Annotated in this window: 15 protein-coding genes; all 15 read right to left on the reverse strand. The window is 39.3% G+C overall.

Annotation, left to right across the window (positions count from 1 at the left end; translation table 11 throughout):
* Window positions 1-129: 129 nt before the first annotated feature.
* Window positions 130-1581: an S-layer homology domain-containing protein gene (locus tag ACFSX3_RS18070; protein WP_379254676.1), complete on the reverse strand. Its 1452-nt coding sequence runs from the start codon at window positions 1579-1581 to the stop codon at window positions 130-132.
* A 420-nt stretch (window positions 1582-2001) separates the two neighbouring features.
* Complete coding sequence (locus ACFSX3_RS18075; protein WP_019915069.1) at window positions 2002-2199, reverse strand: cold shock domain-containing protein; 198 nt, start codon at window positions 2197-2199, stop codon at window positions 2002-2004.
* Between the two features lie 242 nt (window positions 2200-2441).
* The gene (locus ACFSX3_RS18080) at window positions 2442-2777 is read right to left on the reverse strand and encodes a hypothetical protein (RefSeq protein WP_209988850.1); all 336 of its coding nucleotides are present in this window, start codon (window positions 2775-2777) and stop codon (window positions 2442-2444) included.
* Complete coding sequence (gene fliS / locus ACFSX3_RS18085) at window positions 2770-3180, reverse strand: flagellar export chaperone FliS (RefSeq protein WP_209989373.1); 411 nt, start codon at window positions 3178-3180, stop codon at window positions 2770-2772. The genes ACFSX3_RS18080 and fliS overlap by 8 nt, the downstream gene beginning before the upstream one ends.
* Before the next feature lie 17 nt (window positions 3181-3197).
* Window positions 3198-5033, reverse strand: a complete 1836-nt coding sequence (fliD, locus tag ACFSX3_RS18090; protein WP_209988851.1) for a flagellar filament capping protein FliD — start codon at window positions 5031-5033, stop codon at window positions 3198-3200.
* A 46-nt stretch (window positions 5034-5079) separates the two neighbouring features.
* A complete protein-coding gene (locus tag ACFSX3_RS18095; protein WP_209989376.1) occupies window positions 5080-5496 on the reverse strand; it encodes a flagellar protein FlaG in 417 nt (138 codons plus the stop codon).
* Between the two features lie 1076 nt (window positions 5497-6572).
* Window positions 6573-7349 carry a methyltransferase domain-containing protein gene (locus ACFSX3_RS18100; protein ID WP_209988853.1) on the reverse strand — a complete coding sequence of 259 codons (777 nt, stop codon included), beginning with the start codon at window positions 7347-7349 and terminating at the stop codon, window positions 6573-6575.
* Window positions 7350-7388: 39 nt separating this feature from the next.
* Entirely contained in the window at window positions 7389-8081 is a 693-nt protein-coding gene (locus tag ACFSX3_RS18105) for an acylneuraminate cytidylyltransferase family protein (protein WP_209988855.1), read from the reverse strand.
* Complete coding sequence (locus ACFSX3_RS18110; RefSeq protein ID WP_209988857.1) at window positions 8078-9127, reverse strand: nucleotidyltransferase family protein; 1050 nt, start codon at window positions 9125-9127, stop codon at window positions 8078-8080. The genes ACFSX3_RS18105 and ACFSX3_RS18110 overlap by 4 nt, the downstream gene beginning before the upstream one ends.
* A gap of 51 nt (window positions 9128-9178) precedes the next feature.
* The gene (locus ACFSX3_RS18115; RefSeq protein ID WP_209988859.1) at window positions 9179-9841 is read right to left on the reverse strand and encodes a class I SAM-dependent methyltransferase; all 663 of its coding nucleotides are present in this window, start codon (window positions 9839-9841) and stop codon (window positions 9179-9181) included.
* A gap of 17 nt (window positions 9842-9858) precedes the next feature.
* The gene (locus ACFSX3_RS18120) at window positions 9859-10854 is read right to left on the reverse strand and encodes a GNAT family N-acetyltransferase (RefSeq protein WP_209988861.1); all 996 of its coding nucleotides are present in this window, start codon (window positions 10852-10854) and stop codon (window positions 9859-9861) included.
* The gene (gene neuB, locus ACFSX3_RS18125) at window positions 10851-11930 is read right to left on the reverse strand and encodes an N-acetylneuraminate synthase (RefSeq protein ID WP_209988863.1); all 1080 of its coding nucleotides are present in this window, start codon (window positions 11928-11930) and stop codon (window positions 10851-10853) included. Before neuB ends, ACFSX3_RS18120 begins: the two co-directional genes overlap by 4 nt.
* 49 nt (window positions 11931-11979) lie before the next feature.
* The gene (gene neuC, locus ACFSX3_RS18130; RefSeq protein ID WP_209988865.1) at window positions 11980-13140 is read right to left on the reverse strand and encodes a UDP-N-acetylglucosamine 2-epimerase; all 1161 of its coding nucleotides are present in this window, start codon (window positions 13138-13140) and stop codon (window positions 11980-11982) included.
* Window positions 13133-14302 carry a LegC family aminotransferase gene (locus tag ACFSX3_RS18135; protein WP_209988868.1) on the reverse strand — a complete coding sequence of 390 codons (1170 nt, stop codon included), beginning with the start codon at window positions 14300-14302 and terminating at the stop codon, window positions 13133-13135. Before ACFSX3_RS18135 ends, neuC begins: the two co-directional genes overlap by 8 nt.
* Window positions 14299-15300: an NAD-dependent 4,6-dehydratase LegB gene (locus ACFSX3_RS18140; protein WP_209988871.1), complete on the reverse strand. Its 1002-nt coding sequence runs from the start codon at window positions 15298-15300 to the stop codon at window positions 14299-14301. Before ACFSX3_RS18140 ends, ACFSX3_RS18135 begins: the two co-directional genes overlap by 4 nt.

Consider the following 15300-nt stretch of genomic DNA (forward strand, 5'->3'; position numbering starts at 1 on the left):
TAACAGACCTGTCTTAACAACAAACGGCCCGGCTCGAGCATAAAGCCGCCCTCGCCGGACCGAATACTGATTGCTGTATTATCCCACTCTGAAGCCTGGATTATGAATGATTGCATTCATCAAGATTACTTATTTAGTGTGAATCCGCAGAAGCTCTACAGGGGACAAGGTTCCATTAGAGTCAGTGATAAAGAAGACCTTATACGCTGTATTGGCAGTGAGTCCAGTCAGGTTAATGCTATGTTTTACAACTGGAGCACCTGTGATTGTACCAGCCCAAGGCCCCATTAATGAAGCACCTGCACTGTTCTGCGCTTGAGAAATCTGCATTGCCGTTGGATCAGCATCTGTTGCCTTAACCACCACATATTTCAGAGGGGTTACTGGTGCGGACATCTGCCCGTAAGCTGCATAGACTTCTGCTGTTACCGTTCCTATGCTAGTCACTCCAACCTGTGTAAGCGAAGTGGCAGTGCTTGCCGCTGTTTTCAATTGAAGCGGTGTTACGCCAGACCAATTACCAGAAGCATCAGCCAGGGCAACGTATACGGTATAATCCATACCTGCACTTAGACCATACACAGAGAAAGCAACAGTAGTGTCGCCAGTTGCAGCGATTTTGCCGGAATGAACGCCTGCTGTTGTTGCATTAATCATTCCGTCTTTCACTTGTGCTGCAGTTGGTGCTGTTACGTTCATGCTGTAAGGAGCAACTACATAATACACAGCTCCCGTTACAGAAGGCTTAACATATACATCTGCGGTAACCGAACCTACATGACCGTAGGTTACGTTGCTGACAGAAGGCGAGGTCGCGCTACCGCCTCCGCCACCACCGCCGCCTCCGCCAGTACCACCACCACTACCGCCAGGAACCGGAGTAGCTGTTGGGCTAGTAGTTGGCACTGGAGTTGCTGTAGGAGCAGGGGTTGTTGTAGGTGTTGGCATTGGGGTTACTCCACCACCGGTATTCGGCTTATGCATAACCGAGTTACTGATAATTCCGACTGCTTCAGCACGGGTAAGTGATTTCTTCGGCCCGAACGTTCCGTCAGGATAACCGTTGATGATCTTCTTGCCAGCCGCTGATGCTACTGCAGCTTTGGCCCATGCTGAGATCTGGGCATTGTCCTTGAACTTAAGTGGAGTAGAGCTTGTACTCAGCTTAAGCACCTTGGCAGCAATAACTGCTGCTTCCTGCCGGGTGAGCGGATTATTGGCCCGGAAGGTATTATTCTCATACCCGCCAATGTAACCAGCCTTCACAGCCTTGGATACTTCGCTATATACCCAGTTTGATTTCTTCACATCGGTGAAGCTAATGGAAGCCGTATCGGTGAACCCGAACAGGCGATTGATCAATGCCACATATTCACCACGGGTAATAGCCTTATTCGGCTTCACCGTTCCGTCAGGATAACCGCCCAGGTATCCTTTATCCAGCCAGCTCTGCAGTTGCTTCTGCGCCCAATGTCCTTGAATATCCTTGGGTGTCTTCGCTGCGTACGCACTACCCAGAGATCCGAGCAGCATTGAAATACCAAGTACTCCGGCCGTAAGGCCACGCCACAATTTCTTCATTCTGTTGTTCATCCTCCTGTGATTTTGATGGGCATAGGCTTCACTGCATGTCTTCTTACCAAAAATCTTTCGGAAGCATACGTCTAAGCTAATAAATAGAGTGCAAACTAGGCAAGAAAAAAGCCCAACGGTTCTCATTACCCATATTTTGGAGAACGTAAACACTTTTCCAAACTAAATTTTACAAAAAGTCCAAATAAGCTCTCTTTTATTCCAAATTTAAATAATATTTATGAATATAATGTAAAATAACCTCGCAAAATGCGGTCTGCTTTGGATGCTCTGGAGGGTTGCTTCTCACGATTCTATGCACTTTCAAGCATATAAAAAAGACCCCAGGGAATGTCCCCAGGGTCTACCGCTAGCGTTGTCTCAATTGCTAACCATCTACCATATATGTAGGTCGGCTTCGCCGGATGATTATAATTTGATGACGTTAGCTGCTTGTGGTCCGCGTGCGCCTTCAACGATATCGAACTCTACGGATTGACCTTCATCCAATGTCTTGAAACCGTCAGTTTGAATCGCGGAGAAGTGTACGAATACGTCGCCACCATCGGCAGTTTCGATGAAACCATAACCTTTTTCTGCGTTAAACCATTTAACTTTACCTTCCATTGACTAAACATTCCCTTCGTCATCAGATGAACGTGAGTCTTGCTCACAATTCGACTATACCACCGCTGCTTCTCTATTGTCAATTGGAATAGTAAATGTTTACTTTCAATTTTTTACCAGAGTAAAATTGACATCAGAAATGGATAGATTCGGTGAAATAGGATACAAAAAAAGGAGCAGACGTTTTAAAAATACCCGCCTGCTCCCCGACTGAAACAGGGGGAATCTATTATTTTTTTCTATTATTTTTTTCGATCCATCAGGAAGCTGTCCGGAGTATACGCCGTCTCGTATGCGTTGCGTTGGATTTTGGCTTGATTGCGTTTTTGGAGCCAGTCTTTGGCTTCGAGGCGATGGGCATTCATGCGTGCCATGATGGCCGGATCATGCTCCAGGATTCGACGCAATATCTCTTTTTGTGCAGAGGTCATCTGACATTTCTCGACTTCTTCCCCAATAGCATCGACAAGTTTCTGGCGTTGTTCTACGAAGACTTCGAGTTCTTCGTAGGTGGCGTCATACAGATGAGCCAAAAGATTTTTCGTTAACCTTTCAAGTTCATTAGTTAACTCATCCATGAGCGCCTTCGGGTGACATTGGTGTCTGCCCCTGCCCTGCTACTATTTTGGAAGCTTGTAACCAAGTTTCCCGTAGTTCTGTCAAATACCCAACTGCTTCCTCTGCCTTTTCAGCATCTTTGCGAATATTCGCCTCTATAAGCAGAAAACTTGTATATTCATAGAGTGAATAGAGTCCTCCAGACACCTCGTAAGTATGGTCAAGTGTGCTCATCAACTCACTAACAATCGTCTGCGCTTTTCCAAGATTGGTATTTGTTTTCTCATAATCATTTTTCTTGATTCCATCAAGTCCAGCCCGGATGAACCGAATTGCCCCATCATACAGCATAATTACTAATTGGGCAGGTGTAGACGTCTGTACAGAGGACTGGCGGTATTTATCATAAGGAGAATTAAGCAATAGTCTCACCCTTTATACTATTTTGATGATAACCCTAAGCTAGATAGCAGACTGGAGGATTGGGATTGTAACTTGCTCATAGCTGTTTCCATAGCAGTAAATTGTTTATAGTAACGATTCTCGGCAGTGACTAGATTTTTTTGCATAGTATCAAGGCGGCTGTTATATCCTTTTAAAGTTCTACCAATAACATTCTCAGCCTTGTAAGTTCCTGTAACACTAGCAGAGAATCGATCAGTTCCCGCTTTCTCAGAGAATCTATCAAGTGCATTCTCTGCAACTTTCACCAGTTTGTCGAACAACCCGCTTCCAGGATCACTAGTAGGTCCTTGAAGTAAATCAATGATCTTCTGAGGGTTTTCAGCGATCGCTGTTTTCAATTTAGATTCATTTAGGTACAGCTTACCGTTTTCATAGTATTGACCGGTTGTAATACCAATGGAACTGAGATCACCTAACTTCCCAGTTATAAGCATTCTCATCGAGGATACCGTAGATCTTAAAATATCATCATTTTTCAAAAGTCCGCTTTGTGCTTTTTCTGTCCAAGTCTTGATATCTGCCTCTTTCATATCCTTCTTCTGCTCTTCAGTTAAAGGCGCAAAATCACGATATTTCACTTCACTTGTTTTGTTATTCAAAAGTTCAATCATACTGTTATAATCTTCTATAAAACCTTTAATGGTTTCAATTGCTGTAGAAGAATCCGTCTGAGTATTAATAGTCGTTAATTTATCGAGTGCAGAAGTTTCCAATAAAGTTAATGAAACCCCGTTAATTGTAAAGTTATTCGAATCTTTCTCTAACTTAGTTCCATTAATTGTTACTTGTGAGTTCAATCCAGAAGAATATGTCTGTACTCCATTAAAGATATCAAATAATGTGTTTTCTCCTGTTCCAAGCTCAATACTCCCACCCGATTCAGATTTAAAAGAAAACTTCCCTTTGCTCATGTCAAAGGTCGCTGTAACACCAACTGCATCTAATTGACTTATAATATTATCTATTGAATCAGAACCCTTAAACGTAATTGGATTACCACTATTAATACCTTTAAAGGACAATTTATATTCTTTATCTAAATCAGTGCCCGTAAAAGGCTCAGTAGCTCCAGCCAATTTAGCAAGAGTTGTGCTACCTGTAAAACCCGCACCCTTCGCACTATTTGTTTCTATAATTGCTTTTTCAGCAGGCACACCTTTGAAAAGTTCCAAGATACTCTCCCCGCTTGAAATTGCGCCTAGCTCAACCTTACCTTCCGATCCGCTCGTTTTAGAACGAATAAATAGTTTACCAGTAATTTCATCATAGCTTGCAATCGCATTAGCCTTTGTATTGGCATTGATAGTTGATACCATAGTCGCAATACTAGTCTTCCCAGTAAAAAGAGGCTTCCCGCTATTATCCCTAAAACTTTCACCATTGATTGTTATGGCAAACTCTTTACTAAGCAACGCTTCTTGGTCATTAGGAGGAAGTGTGGTCACTGCCGGGTTAAAAAGTTCCGCAAGTGTTGTTTGGCTTGACTTTCCTGCTCCTACACCACGCGTTTCCACAGTAGCACGGGTAGCCAATCTTTCAATACTAACTTTCATTTCCGTTCCTGTAGCCTCAGCAGTAGCCTCAGCCTTGAGTGCTGTTGTGTTACCAGTGATAACTGCCTTGTTGGCATTCAGAGAACTATTAAATCCATATTTATCTGTGAGCTTAGCACTTTTAAATGTATAAAGTTTGCTATTAATTTCCCGATAGCTGTCTCTTTTCCACTCAAGTAATTGCTTATCTTGGACAAGTTTATCATAAGGAACACGCTTAGCAGCCATCATACTCTTGACCATACTATCGATATCCATACCTGAGAATCCATTAACCCGTGTAACCACAAGAACACCTCTGTTATCAGATTTTTTCGTCTACCAGTATTCCGGCAATTTCCATCATCTTTGCTACAAGGTCAAGTGTCTTCTCTCTTGGAACCTCACGGATTAATTCACCAGTGTCTTTATTCATAACCTTAACCATGATATCATGTGTTTTCTCATGTATGCTGATCTCTAATGTAGTCTGAGGACCTTGTAGGGATTTAACTGCTCTTTCAATGGTCTTTATCAATTGTTCTTCAGCTACAGAGACGTTGACTCCTTGCCTCTCTCTGGTAGTAAGTTCCCTGGCGTCCTTAATACTAGTAGCTGGAACAGTTTCAGTGTTTGAAGTACCCGCAGGAACCTGTGGAACCACTCCACTGCCCAACAATACTTCAGACCTGCTTTGTCCTTTAGAAATAGCGCTGGCAGAAAGAGAAAACTGTATATTCATCAAACATCCGACCTCCAAAAAACCTCGATTATATAGTATATATCGGTAACTTAAAGAGAATGTTTAGGTTCACATAATAATTAGACATAATCCAATACATTATCTTAAGAATTCAGTTTACCTTAGGGAATAGAAGCTTACCAAAAAATTTATTCCAAACGAGAAATCTATTTTTGTCCGGAAGTCATTCATTGCCTGACTGTGGCATCAAACTTAAGCGGCATCATAAAGCTTCGGACAAAATTGTAACGACACTCAAAGGCATTATTAAGGTCACGAATGTGGCGTAACTTGCTCTTATCTGGTCTGTGACCAGTCTAAATGTTATTTGTGTTAATTCAAATCATATGATTTCTATCTCAAAAACACCCAAATACTTATGCTCTGCTAGCTTTAGTCGGTGACATGCGGTTTGAACGGCTTATGAATGATTATTACTGAAATTACCCATGCCTTAATTGAGCATAAATGGCATTCAAATAGAAAAAAAGAATATAAGCACTCATGGAAACTAGGCTATGAAAACTACTCTCGAAAAGGACGCAGAAAAAAGGGTGCCCTCTTCCTTAAAAAGGTTCTCTTTTTGTTCCGTAAACTGCCTAAACTCACTTCTAATTAAAGTACAGAGCGGTAAAAAGGTATATGGTTCCTATCAGTAGTCCGCATGGTTGCTTACGTCAGTCGCAGTCTTAGAAGGCTAATAAAACGTAATACTCTGAATTGCGAAGCAATGTTTACTGCCTATAATGCAAAAAACGTACACCTAAAAGGAATATTTCGAGTTGGCATCCAATCTATAAAGCTATACTCATAGCTTTTGGAATGGGCTTTTTTTCGTTATGATTTACCTTAGGTTCTACGCATGAATAATGACCTTTGGTAATTCCAAAAAACAACAGCTTGTTAACAGGGTTTATACAACATAACCACCAAATTATTATAAAGCAAATTGCCACAACTGATTTCTATATGCTATGTTGGTGACGCTAGAAAAGTTTAAATGTTCGCCTCAGCTAAACATAAATATCTATAGTGCTTATCCACAAAAAGGGAGATCTGTCTACATCATAAAAAATTTATTTCTTCCGTAAGATATAGTCATATCTTGTTGAAGAATCTTCCTCTGTCAAATTGATATTCAATACTCTACTTCTAAAAAAATCAATAACTTCGAACCCATTACTTTCAGATATTTCAACAAATTTCTTAGGTTCAATAAAATATATCCTTTTAGGGTTTATTAAAAAAGTCTCTCCAAAAAATATAGCTCTTAACAATCTATTAGATGCTTTAATGAAACTGATAAAACCATTATTTTTATATACAGACAGCAACCATTTTATAATTGAATCTCCATACTTTTTCCCCGTTTGATTCATTTCATCAAGAATGGGTAACTCCCCTATCCAGACTCTTCCGTTTTCCTTAGTAACTCTGTTAATTTCTTGAAGGCTTTTAATTACATCAGATTCATTCTCAAGTAATATAAACACACCGTTACAAATTACTGTTGTAGCAATTTCGTCTTCAATAGGTAGAGATACCGTTAGACCTTCAATAAAGTGAATATTAGAATATTTATATTCCTTTTCAAGTCTTATCTTCTCTTCAAATGAAGGAACTATTCCAAAACCTTGTCCAATTTCCTGATGTATGCTTTTTAGTAAAGTTGCATCGCCACAACCAATATCAATAACTACTTTTCTAAAAGATGATAGAATATTGTTCTTAATAATTTGGTTACGAAACATCGTTAATCTGTTGTCATTTCTACCACTTAGATCATGGATATCTTCAGAAAGTGATTTCAACCTATACGAATCAATATGATTTTTCACCTTTACAATGGCCAAACAACTACGCCTCCCTAAAAACCATTCATACTACTTTCTTTATTTCAATTCTTTGGACAATAAGTACTCAATAATAAAGAAGTCTTCTTCAGTATCTATATCGTAAGAACAGCCCTTCGACATCTCATACGCAACGGTCTCTTTTTCTAAGAAAGAACCACTGTTTAACAGCCATTCAACATCAGCCACATAAACAGCCCCATTTAGAGCATAAACCTCAGGTAATTCCTGTCGTCTAGTGATCGACTCACTTTGTTCAATTAACTGCTTCATCTCACAATTTTCTTTAAGGGTATACATCCAATAAGGTGATTTATCCGGCTTTGTAACACTAACACAAGCAGGTGCTCCTATATTCACCATGTGTTCAATACATCCATCAATATCATCTATCAATCTTAAAGGGGAAGTGGGCTGTAATAATACAACATAATCGAAATCAGGCAATTGAGTTATAGCATGAAGAACTGGAGCAATACCCGGGGTTATATCTTCAGATAATTCTTTAGGACGTACAAAGGGAGCCTCACACCCATATGCTCCGGCAATTTCTATAATTTCAGAATCTTCTGAAGATAATATAAGTCTATCAATATACCTTGATTTTTTCGCTTCTTCTATCGTCCATGCAATAAGTGGTTTCCCAGCTAATTGTTTAATATTTTTACGGGGAATCCCCTTGGATCCTCCGCGTGCAGGAATGATGGCAAGGACCTTTCTGTTATCGATCATATAAATACACCTCTAAAATCACCGTTTGCTTTCTCATAATCATCCACTTGACCAATATCAAGCCAATACTCTCTTAATGGAAAAGCAGAGACACCACCCTGCATATCCATCAATTTCTTGAATAAGTCCGGCATATCATAAAATTCGTCTTGTGGAACATGCTCAAGCACCTGCGGGTCCAGCACGTAAATCCCCGCATTGACAAAGCTTTTGTGAACAGGTTTCTCTACAATGGAAAGAAGGCGATGATTCTCGGTTTCAATGACTCCATAGGGAATTTGATATTCATATTCTCTTACACATATTGTTGCGTTTGATTTAGTCTCACAGTGAAATTCCATTAATTGCTCGTAGTTCATTTTAGTTAGCAGGTCACCATTCATAACGAAAAATGGCGCATTCGGCTTTTCTGATAAAAGCGATAAGGCCCCCGCGGTACCCAATCTCTTACCCTCTTCAATATACTCAATATACACATCTAAGTGCTTACCATCTTGAAAATACGCTTTGATTATTTCCTTTTTATAATTTACTGATAGAATAAATTTGGTAAATCCATAGTTTTTAAAACCCTCAATAATCGTTTCTAAAATCGGCTTATCTCCAACTTTAAGCATTGGCTTTGGAATATCATCCGTAAAAGGCCGCAGGCGGGTTCCAAGCCCCCCTACCATCAAGACTACAACATTTTCTTTTGGTAATACCTGTGCAATATCATCAGCAAAGAGAATGCGTTGAACCTGGTTATTGCTATTTACAATAGGCAGTTGTCGCAACTGTCTTGTGCTCATCAATTCTTTGTAATGAAGAAACTTTTTACCTTGCTTCTCGAATATAGGTGAGCTATTCATAACTAAATTAATAGGCGAGTCAAGTGGTATTCCTCTCAATATTCCTCTGCGAATATCACCATCTGTAACAGTTCCTAGCAATTTACGATCTTTATCGACAACAACAGCAAATTGCAGTGAAGATTGGTCAATAATTTTCATCGTTTCAATAACCGTCATCTCAGGCGCGATTAAAATACTTTGCCAGTTATCCATCTGCTACGCCCCTTTGGCTGTAATGATCCAACTTCCGAGTCTTTTTAGCTATTATTTCTCTGCAGTAACTATCCATTCAATTACTCTATCGTTTAAATTACTATACGTTCTTTCAAGTCTCTCTAGCTCTATAATTTGAAACTTCTCCAAAAGTTCTTCCAAATCCATTTTAGATGCAAAGCGGCTCAACCCTTTATTATTTAGAGGGCCTTCATTAGGAATCCAAGCATTATGGCCGACATGTTCGCCAGTTCCGTCTCCCCAGCTTCCTTCTGAAAACGCTCTGCTATAGACTTTTCCCTTTGGTTTTAAAACTCGATATATTTCATTATACATCTCACAAGCATTTTCAAAAGAATTCGTAGCGATAGCTTCATTATCTATTACTGCATCAAAGGAAGCATCATTATAGGGCAATGAGATAATATCACCGATTAATAGCTCTCCAGACCAACCAGGAATTTCACTATTTAATCTAGATTTTGCTTTCTCCACTGCCGTCTTGGAACCATCAATCCCGTATACTGAAAAACCTTCTCTGGCTACATACCATAAATTCGCCCCAGTACCACAGCCAACTTCCAGAATTCTAATTTCATTTCTACTAGGAGCTTCATAAAAATTACGCGCAACAAACCGGATTAAATCTTCAGAAGGGTACTTCCCCCACTCTTGCGTTTTAAATACATGTTCCCACGTTTGATCCCAAGCCATTATTCAAACCTCATTTCTTAACGATAGAATAGTATAAATTTCTTTTTTTGTGAATCTTTTTCTACAAAAGCGGTTCTTAAATTTTCATACTTCTCCGGATCGTGTGCGAATTTACCAATTTTAAACGGCATTTCTTTTTTTGAAAAACCTCTTTTGAAATAAAGAAGTGAATTTCCATCTGTTCCATCTGTTCCGCCACCTAAATACAAAGACCGGGCATTTTCCACCTTTATAGATTCACCAAATTCATAAATCAATAAGTTTGTAACCTTCTTAAGTTTCCCTTCCTCATTAGAAGCAGAGAGGTGATATTCCGCAATATTACCGGAAGCAAAGAATATAACACTTCCAATCACCTCCCCATCGCCATTCTCAGCACTAAGTAAATAAGTATTATCGCTTTGCAATAAACCAATGAAATATTCTTCATTAAAAAAATATTCATCTCCCGCATTTTTCTCTCTCATCAAGTCAGTATAAATTGCAAAAAATGACTGAATATATTTTTCTGATTTTGAGAATACAACCTTCACATTGCATAATTGAGCTTTTCTTATAGCTCTACGGACTCGAGTACTAAACTGAGCAAACAAATCTTCATAAGTCAAATCAATATAAATAGTCTGCCTATTCTCCGCAACCTGTCCGTAATAATTAATTTCATTCTTCAGTAATGGATGGAATCGAATAAACTCAATTATCACTGAATTATCCAAACACCATTTTTTGTACTCCTCTATACACTTTTCAATAAAGCTAACTTCCCCAAACATTATCGGTCCACCGTATCCATAAGGTGATTGAATATCCTTATAGGAACTATTAGGTACTTTTCCAAGATGAAAAGCGTGATAGAAAATACCCTCTGAGTTTTTATTAGCAAAGAATATTGGCTGTAACTCTTCTTTACTATTAGCATCATTAATTACGTATTGAGGATGGAAATAATATGATCTCATTTCTACCGGCAAGCAATTATATATATTTACTGCTTCTTCTGCCGATACAATCATAAGAAGCTTATCTCTTCATCTTTATCGAAGTCTCTTATGGCAGTTTTCATCAGCAAATCCCAATATTGAAAAGGTGATAATCCTTTTCCAGGTCTCTTAATTGATAGATTCTCTACTGTGAAAGCTTCCCCTTTTCTTATTTCTTTTCGCGCAACGATACTCTTCCGGGCAATATTAAGATTCTTCAACTCCGATCCCGAAGGGATCTTTAAACCTGAACCTTTAGCTAATTCTACTTGTCTAATTCCTTCAACCATATGTTTCAGTTCTTCCGGTGAAAGAGACGCCTTATGATCAGGTCCATCTGCTTGTTTATCATACGTAATATGTTTCTCAATTATAGCCGCATCTAATGTAACAGCGGCGATGGGTACTGCAATTCCTTCTGTATGATCGGAGTATCCAACCTGCAACCCAAAAGCATTCCGCATTGTATTCATAGCCAATAGATTTACATCTTGCACAGGTGCAGGATATTCAGTAGTACAGTGCAGTAATGTAACTCTTTCTTTTAATAGCCGCTGTCCTTCCAGAGAAATAAAAGCCGTCTTAAATGCCTCAATTGTAGGAGTTTCATCCCGTCGTAAAAAACCAAAAGCAATAACTGCTAGAGCGGCTTCTACTTCACTTAGAGTTGACATGCCAGTTGATAAAATGACTTTTGAACTTTTCCGAGCAATGTGATTTATCAAGGGAGCATTGGTAATCTCGCCGGAGGGAATTTTAATCATCTGCAAATTTAGTTCATCAATCAAAAAATCAGCGCTTTCAAAATCAAACGGCGTAGACAAAAATTCAATAGAACGCTTATCACAATATGCTTTTAGTTCTTTGAACTCTGAAAATGAAAGCTCCAACTTTTTTAGCATTTCGAATTGCGACTCTTTACCTCCGGTCGTCACAATTTGATAATCTGCCTTAGGCGCATCCATACTAATTATATTCTCTGTTTTAAATGTTTGAAATTTCACCGCATTTGCCTGAGCACTAACCGCAATATCAACAAGCTTCTTTGCCAAATTGATGTCACCATTATGATTGACACCAGCCTCAGCAATTATATATGTTTTACTCACTTGCCCACCTCCAGAAAAATTAAATAAATAGCACATTAATTGATACGGGCTAGATTAGGTCGTAGAAAGACTTCTTAATAATACTATTCAGATCGATATGACTTAATCTTTTTCTGATTAGTTCAGAAGCCATCTCTCCCTCATATTCCAAATGAATTCTCTTCAAAAATTGTTGAAACTCATCTGAAAGAGCTTGTTGAATTGAACCTACGATCTCCAATGAACTAGGAGCACAATCGATGATAGAACCTGCTTTTAAGCGTCCTTTTTGACGATCACCGATATTAATTGTTGGTTTATCCAGGGCAGGTGCTTCAATAATTCCACTAGACGAATTTCCAATCACTATACTGCAGTACTTCATTGTACTTAAATATCTTAATTGTCCTAGCGAAAAAAAAGATTTAACACGTTCTGGATTTAACGCCGTGTACTCGTCAATCATTTCATTAATTCTTCTGCCATCTGTATCAGCATTTGATTTAGTAAAGACAATTTTATAATCCGGAAAAAGATCAAGAGCAGAAAGCAAATTTCTCATTTGTTCTTCTGCCGTTTCAACTTCCAGTGTTGTTGAATGGAACGTCACTAAGAAGAGCTTCTCAATATCCCATCCTAAAAATTCTTGCAGCTCCTGCTTTGACAAAAATGACATTTTCCGAATATTCTCAACACCAAGATCTCCTACATTAAACACCCTATCCGGCTGCTCACCAAGCTGAATAACACGTCTTGTATACTCTTCATTTGCTGTAAAGTGGATATGACTCATCTTTGTTAAAGAATGACGAATGGATTCATCAATTGCTCCCTCAGTGAGTTCGCCACCAGAAATATGAGCAACAGGAATACGCATGACTAATGCCGTTTGTGCAGCACTGAATATTTCAAACCTGTCCCCGAGAAGAACCAGTATGTCCGGTTTCAGACGCTGAAACGCTTCCGCAAATCCCAATGTAGCAATTCCCATGGATTTAGCGATAGCAACAGGGGTATCTGAAGATAGGAGCATTTCTATTTTTTCATTGATAATAAACCCGTCTTCTTCAATTTGCTTATAAGTCAATCCAAACTCAGGTGATAAATGCATACCAGTAGCTATTAATTGCAAATCAAGTTCATCATCCGCTTGAATTTCTTTCATTATACGATACAAAAGACCGTATTCTGCACGTGTTCCCGTAACAATACATATCTTACGTTTAGTCATTAGTTTCCCCCCTCAAAGGAGTTGAGGGGATATTAATGATTCGCTTCTTCAATAGTCTGGTAACCGGAAGATCCGCCTTAGGACAATGAAAATAAGGCTGTAATTCATCAAGCGGTGTCCAGATCGGACGAGCCATAACACCCTCACTATTAAGTACCTCTAACACAAAATTACGATTATAGTGTTCCTCATTAATTAGAAGGGTTTGCAGCCAATAATTACTTTTCCCAAAAGAAGGCTCTGTAAACAGCTGGACATTTTCTACACCATCGAACAATTTCTCATAACGCTTTGTTAATAGTCTTTTTGATTTTTGAAATTCATCAATCTGCTCTAATTGGGCACACCCCAGTGCAGCATTAATATTTGGCATCCGGTAATTATACCCTACTTCATCATGAGTAAAATCCCACCGGTGAGGATTTTTCGCAGTTGTAGTAATATGTTTGGCGTAATCGGCAAGTTTTTCATTATTAGTTAGAATAGCTCCACCACCACCGGTAGTTATAATTTTGTTGCCATTGAAGCTGAGGGCTCCTACGAGCCCAAAACCTCCTGTATGTTTCCCTTTGTAATAGGAACCGAGTGATTCTGCTGCATCTTCTACAAGAACTAGATGATAACGTTGGCAGATATCAATTAACGGATCAAGGTCCACGGAATGCCCGAAAGTATGCATAGGAACAACAGCACGTATGATCCTGCCTGTGTGTTTGTTCACTAGCTGTCCATTATCAATTACGCCAATTGCCTGAATATATTCCTCGAGCTTATATGGATCAAGTCCCAGGGTGTGTTCGGATACATCTACAAAGTGCGGAACAGCCTGTAAATACGAAACCGCATTTGCTGTCGCAATAAATGTCAATGAAGGCATAAATACTTCATCATTTGCTTGAACACCAGCAATTTTCAGTGCAATATGCAAAGCCGCAGTACCATTTACGATGGCCACCGCTCTCTTCACGCCAGTGTAATCTGCAAGTGTTAGTTCAAATTCATTAACATATTTGCCGACCGATGAAACCCAACCAGTCTGGATACAGTCGGTTACATACTCTAGCTCTTTTCCTCCAAAAGTCGGCTCATGCAGTGGAACAAAATCCTTGTTGTCATATAGAGACTTTATATTCCGAGCGATATGCTGCCATTGACTACTCATATATTATATACATCTGCCTTATAGTTGGTTAGATTAGCTGGATGTATGAACCAGTCAACCGTTTCTTGTAATCCGCGTTTAAATCCTTCGATGCCCCCATAGGATGGTTCCCATCCAAGTAGTTTTTTTGCTTTTGCATTGTCTGCCCAAAGCCGTTCCACTTCACTTTTCTCAGGACGCAACCGGACTTCATCCGTTACGATTTCAACTGTTACTCCCATTACTTCTGCAATCGCCTCAACAGTTTGTCCTATAGAAATTTCGTAATTGCTTCCTATATTAATCACTTCACCTACAGCTCTTTCATTATTCATCATCGCAATAAACCCATTTACCGTATCCTGAACATAGTTGAAATCTCTCGTAGGTGCTATTGATCCAAGTTTAATTTTCCTTTGTCCTGTTGCAAGCTGTGAAATGATGGTTGGGATCACAGCACGTGCGGATTGACGCGGACCATAAGTATTAAAAGGACGAATAACCGCCACAGGCGTTTCAAAAGAGCGATAAAAAGAGAGTGCCATTTGGTCTGCACCGATCTTTGATGCTGAATAAGGTGACTGTCCCTGTAATGGATGGTTTTCATCAATGGGTACGTATTGTGCTGTACCATAAACTTCACTAGTGGAGGTATGCACAACTTTTGATACTTCCAGCTGGCGAGCAGCTTGCAGTACGTTCAACGTACCTTTAATATTCGTGTCAACATAAGTGTCAGGAGAATGATACGAATAAGGGATAGCGATTAATGAGGCTAAATGCAAAACTTTGCTGCAGCCCTTCATTGCCTCCATCACCCCATGCGGATCTCTAATATCACCTGCAAATACTTCAAACTCATTCTTATACGGCGAATGATCGAGCCAGCCCCAAGAGTTAAAGGAGTTATAATATACGAAGGCCTTAATTTCATATCCGTCCTTGATTAACTTTTCTGTAAGGTGAGACCCAATAAAGCCATCAGCACCAGTTACTAATATTTTTTTATTCTCCACCAT

The organism is Paenibacillus rhizoplanae, from assembly GCF_042684125.1.
In the GTDB taxonomy this organism is placed as follows: domain Bacteria; phylum Bacillota; class Bacilli; order Paenibacillales; family Paenibacillaceae; genus Paenibacillus_AQ; species Paenibacillus_AQ rhizoplanae.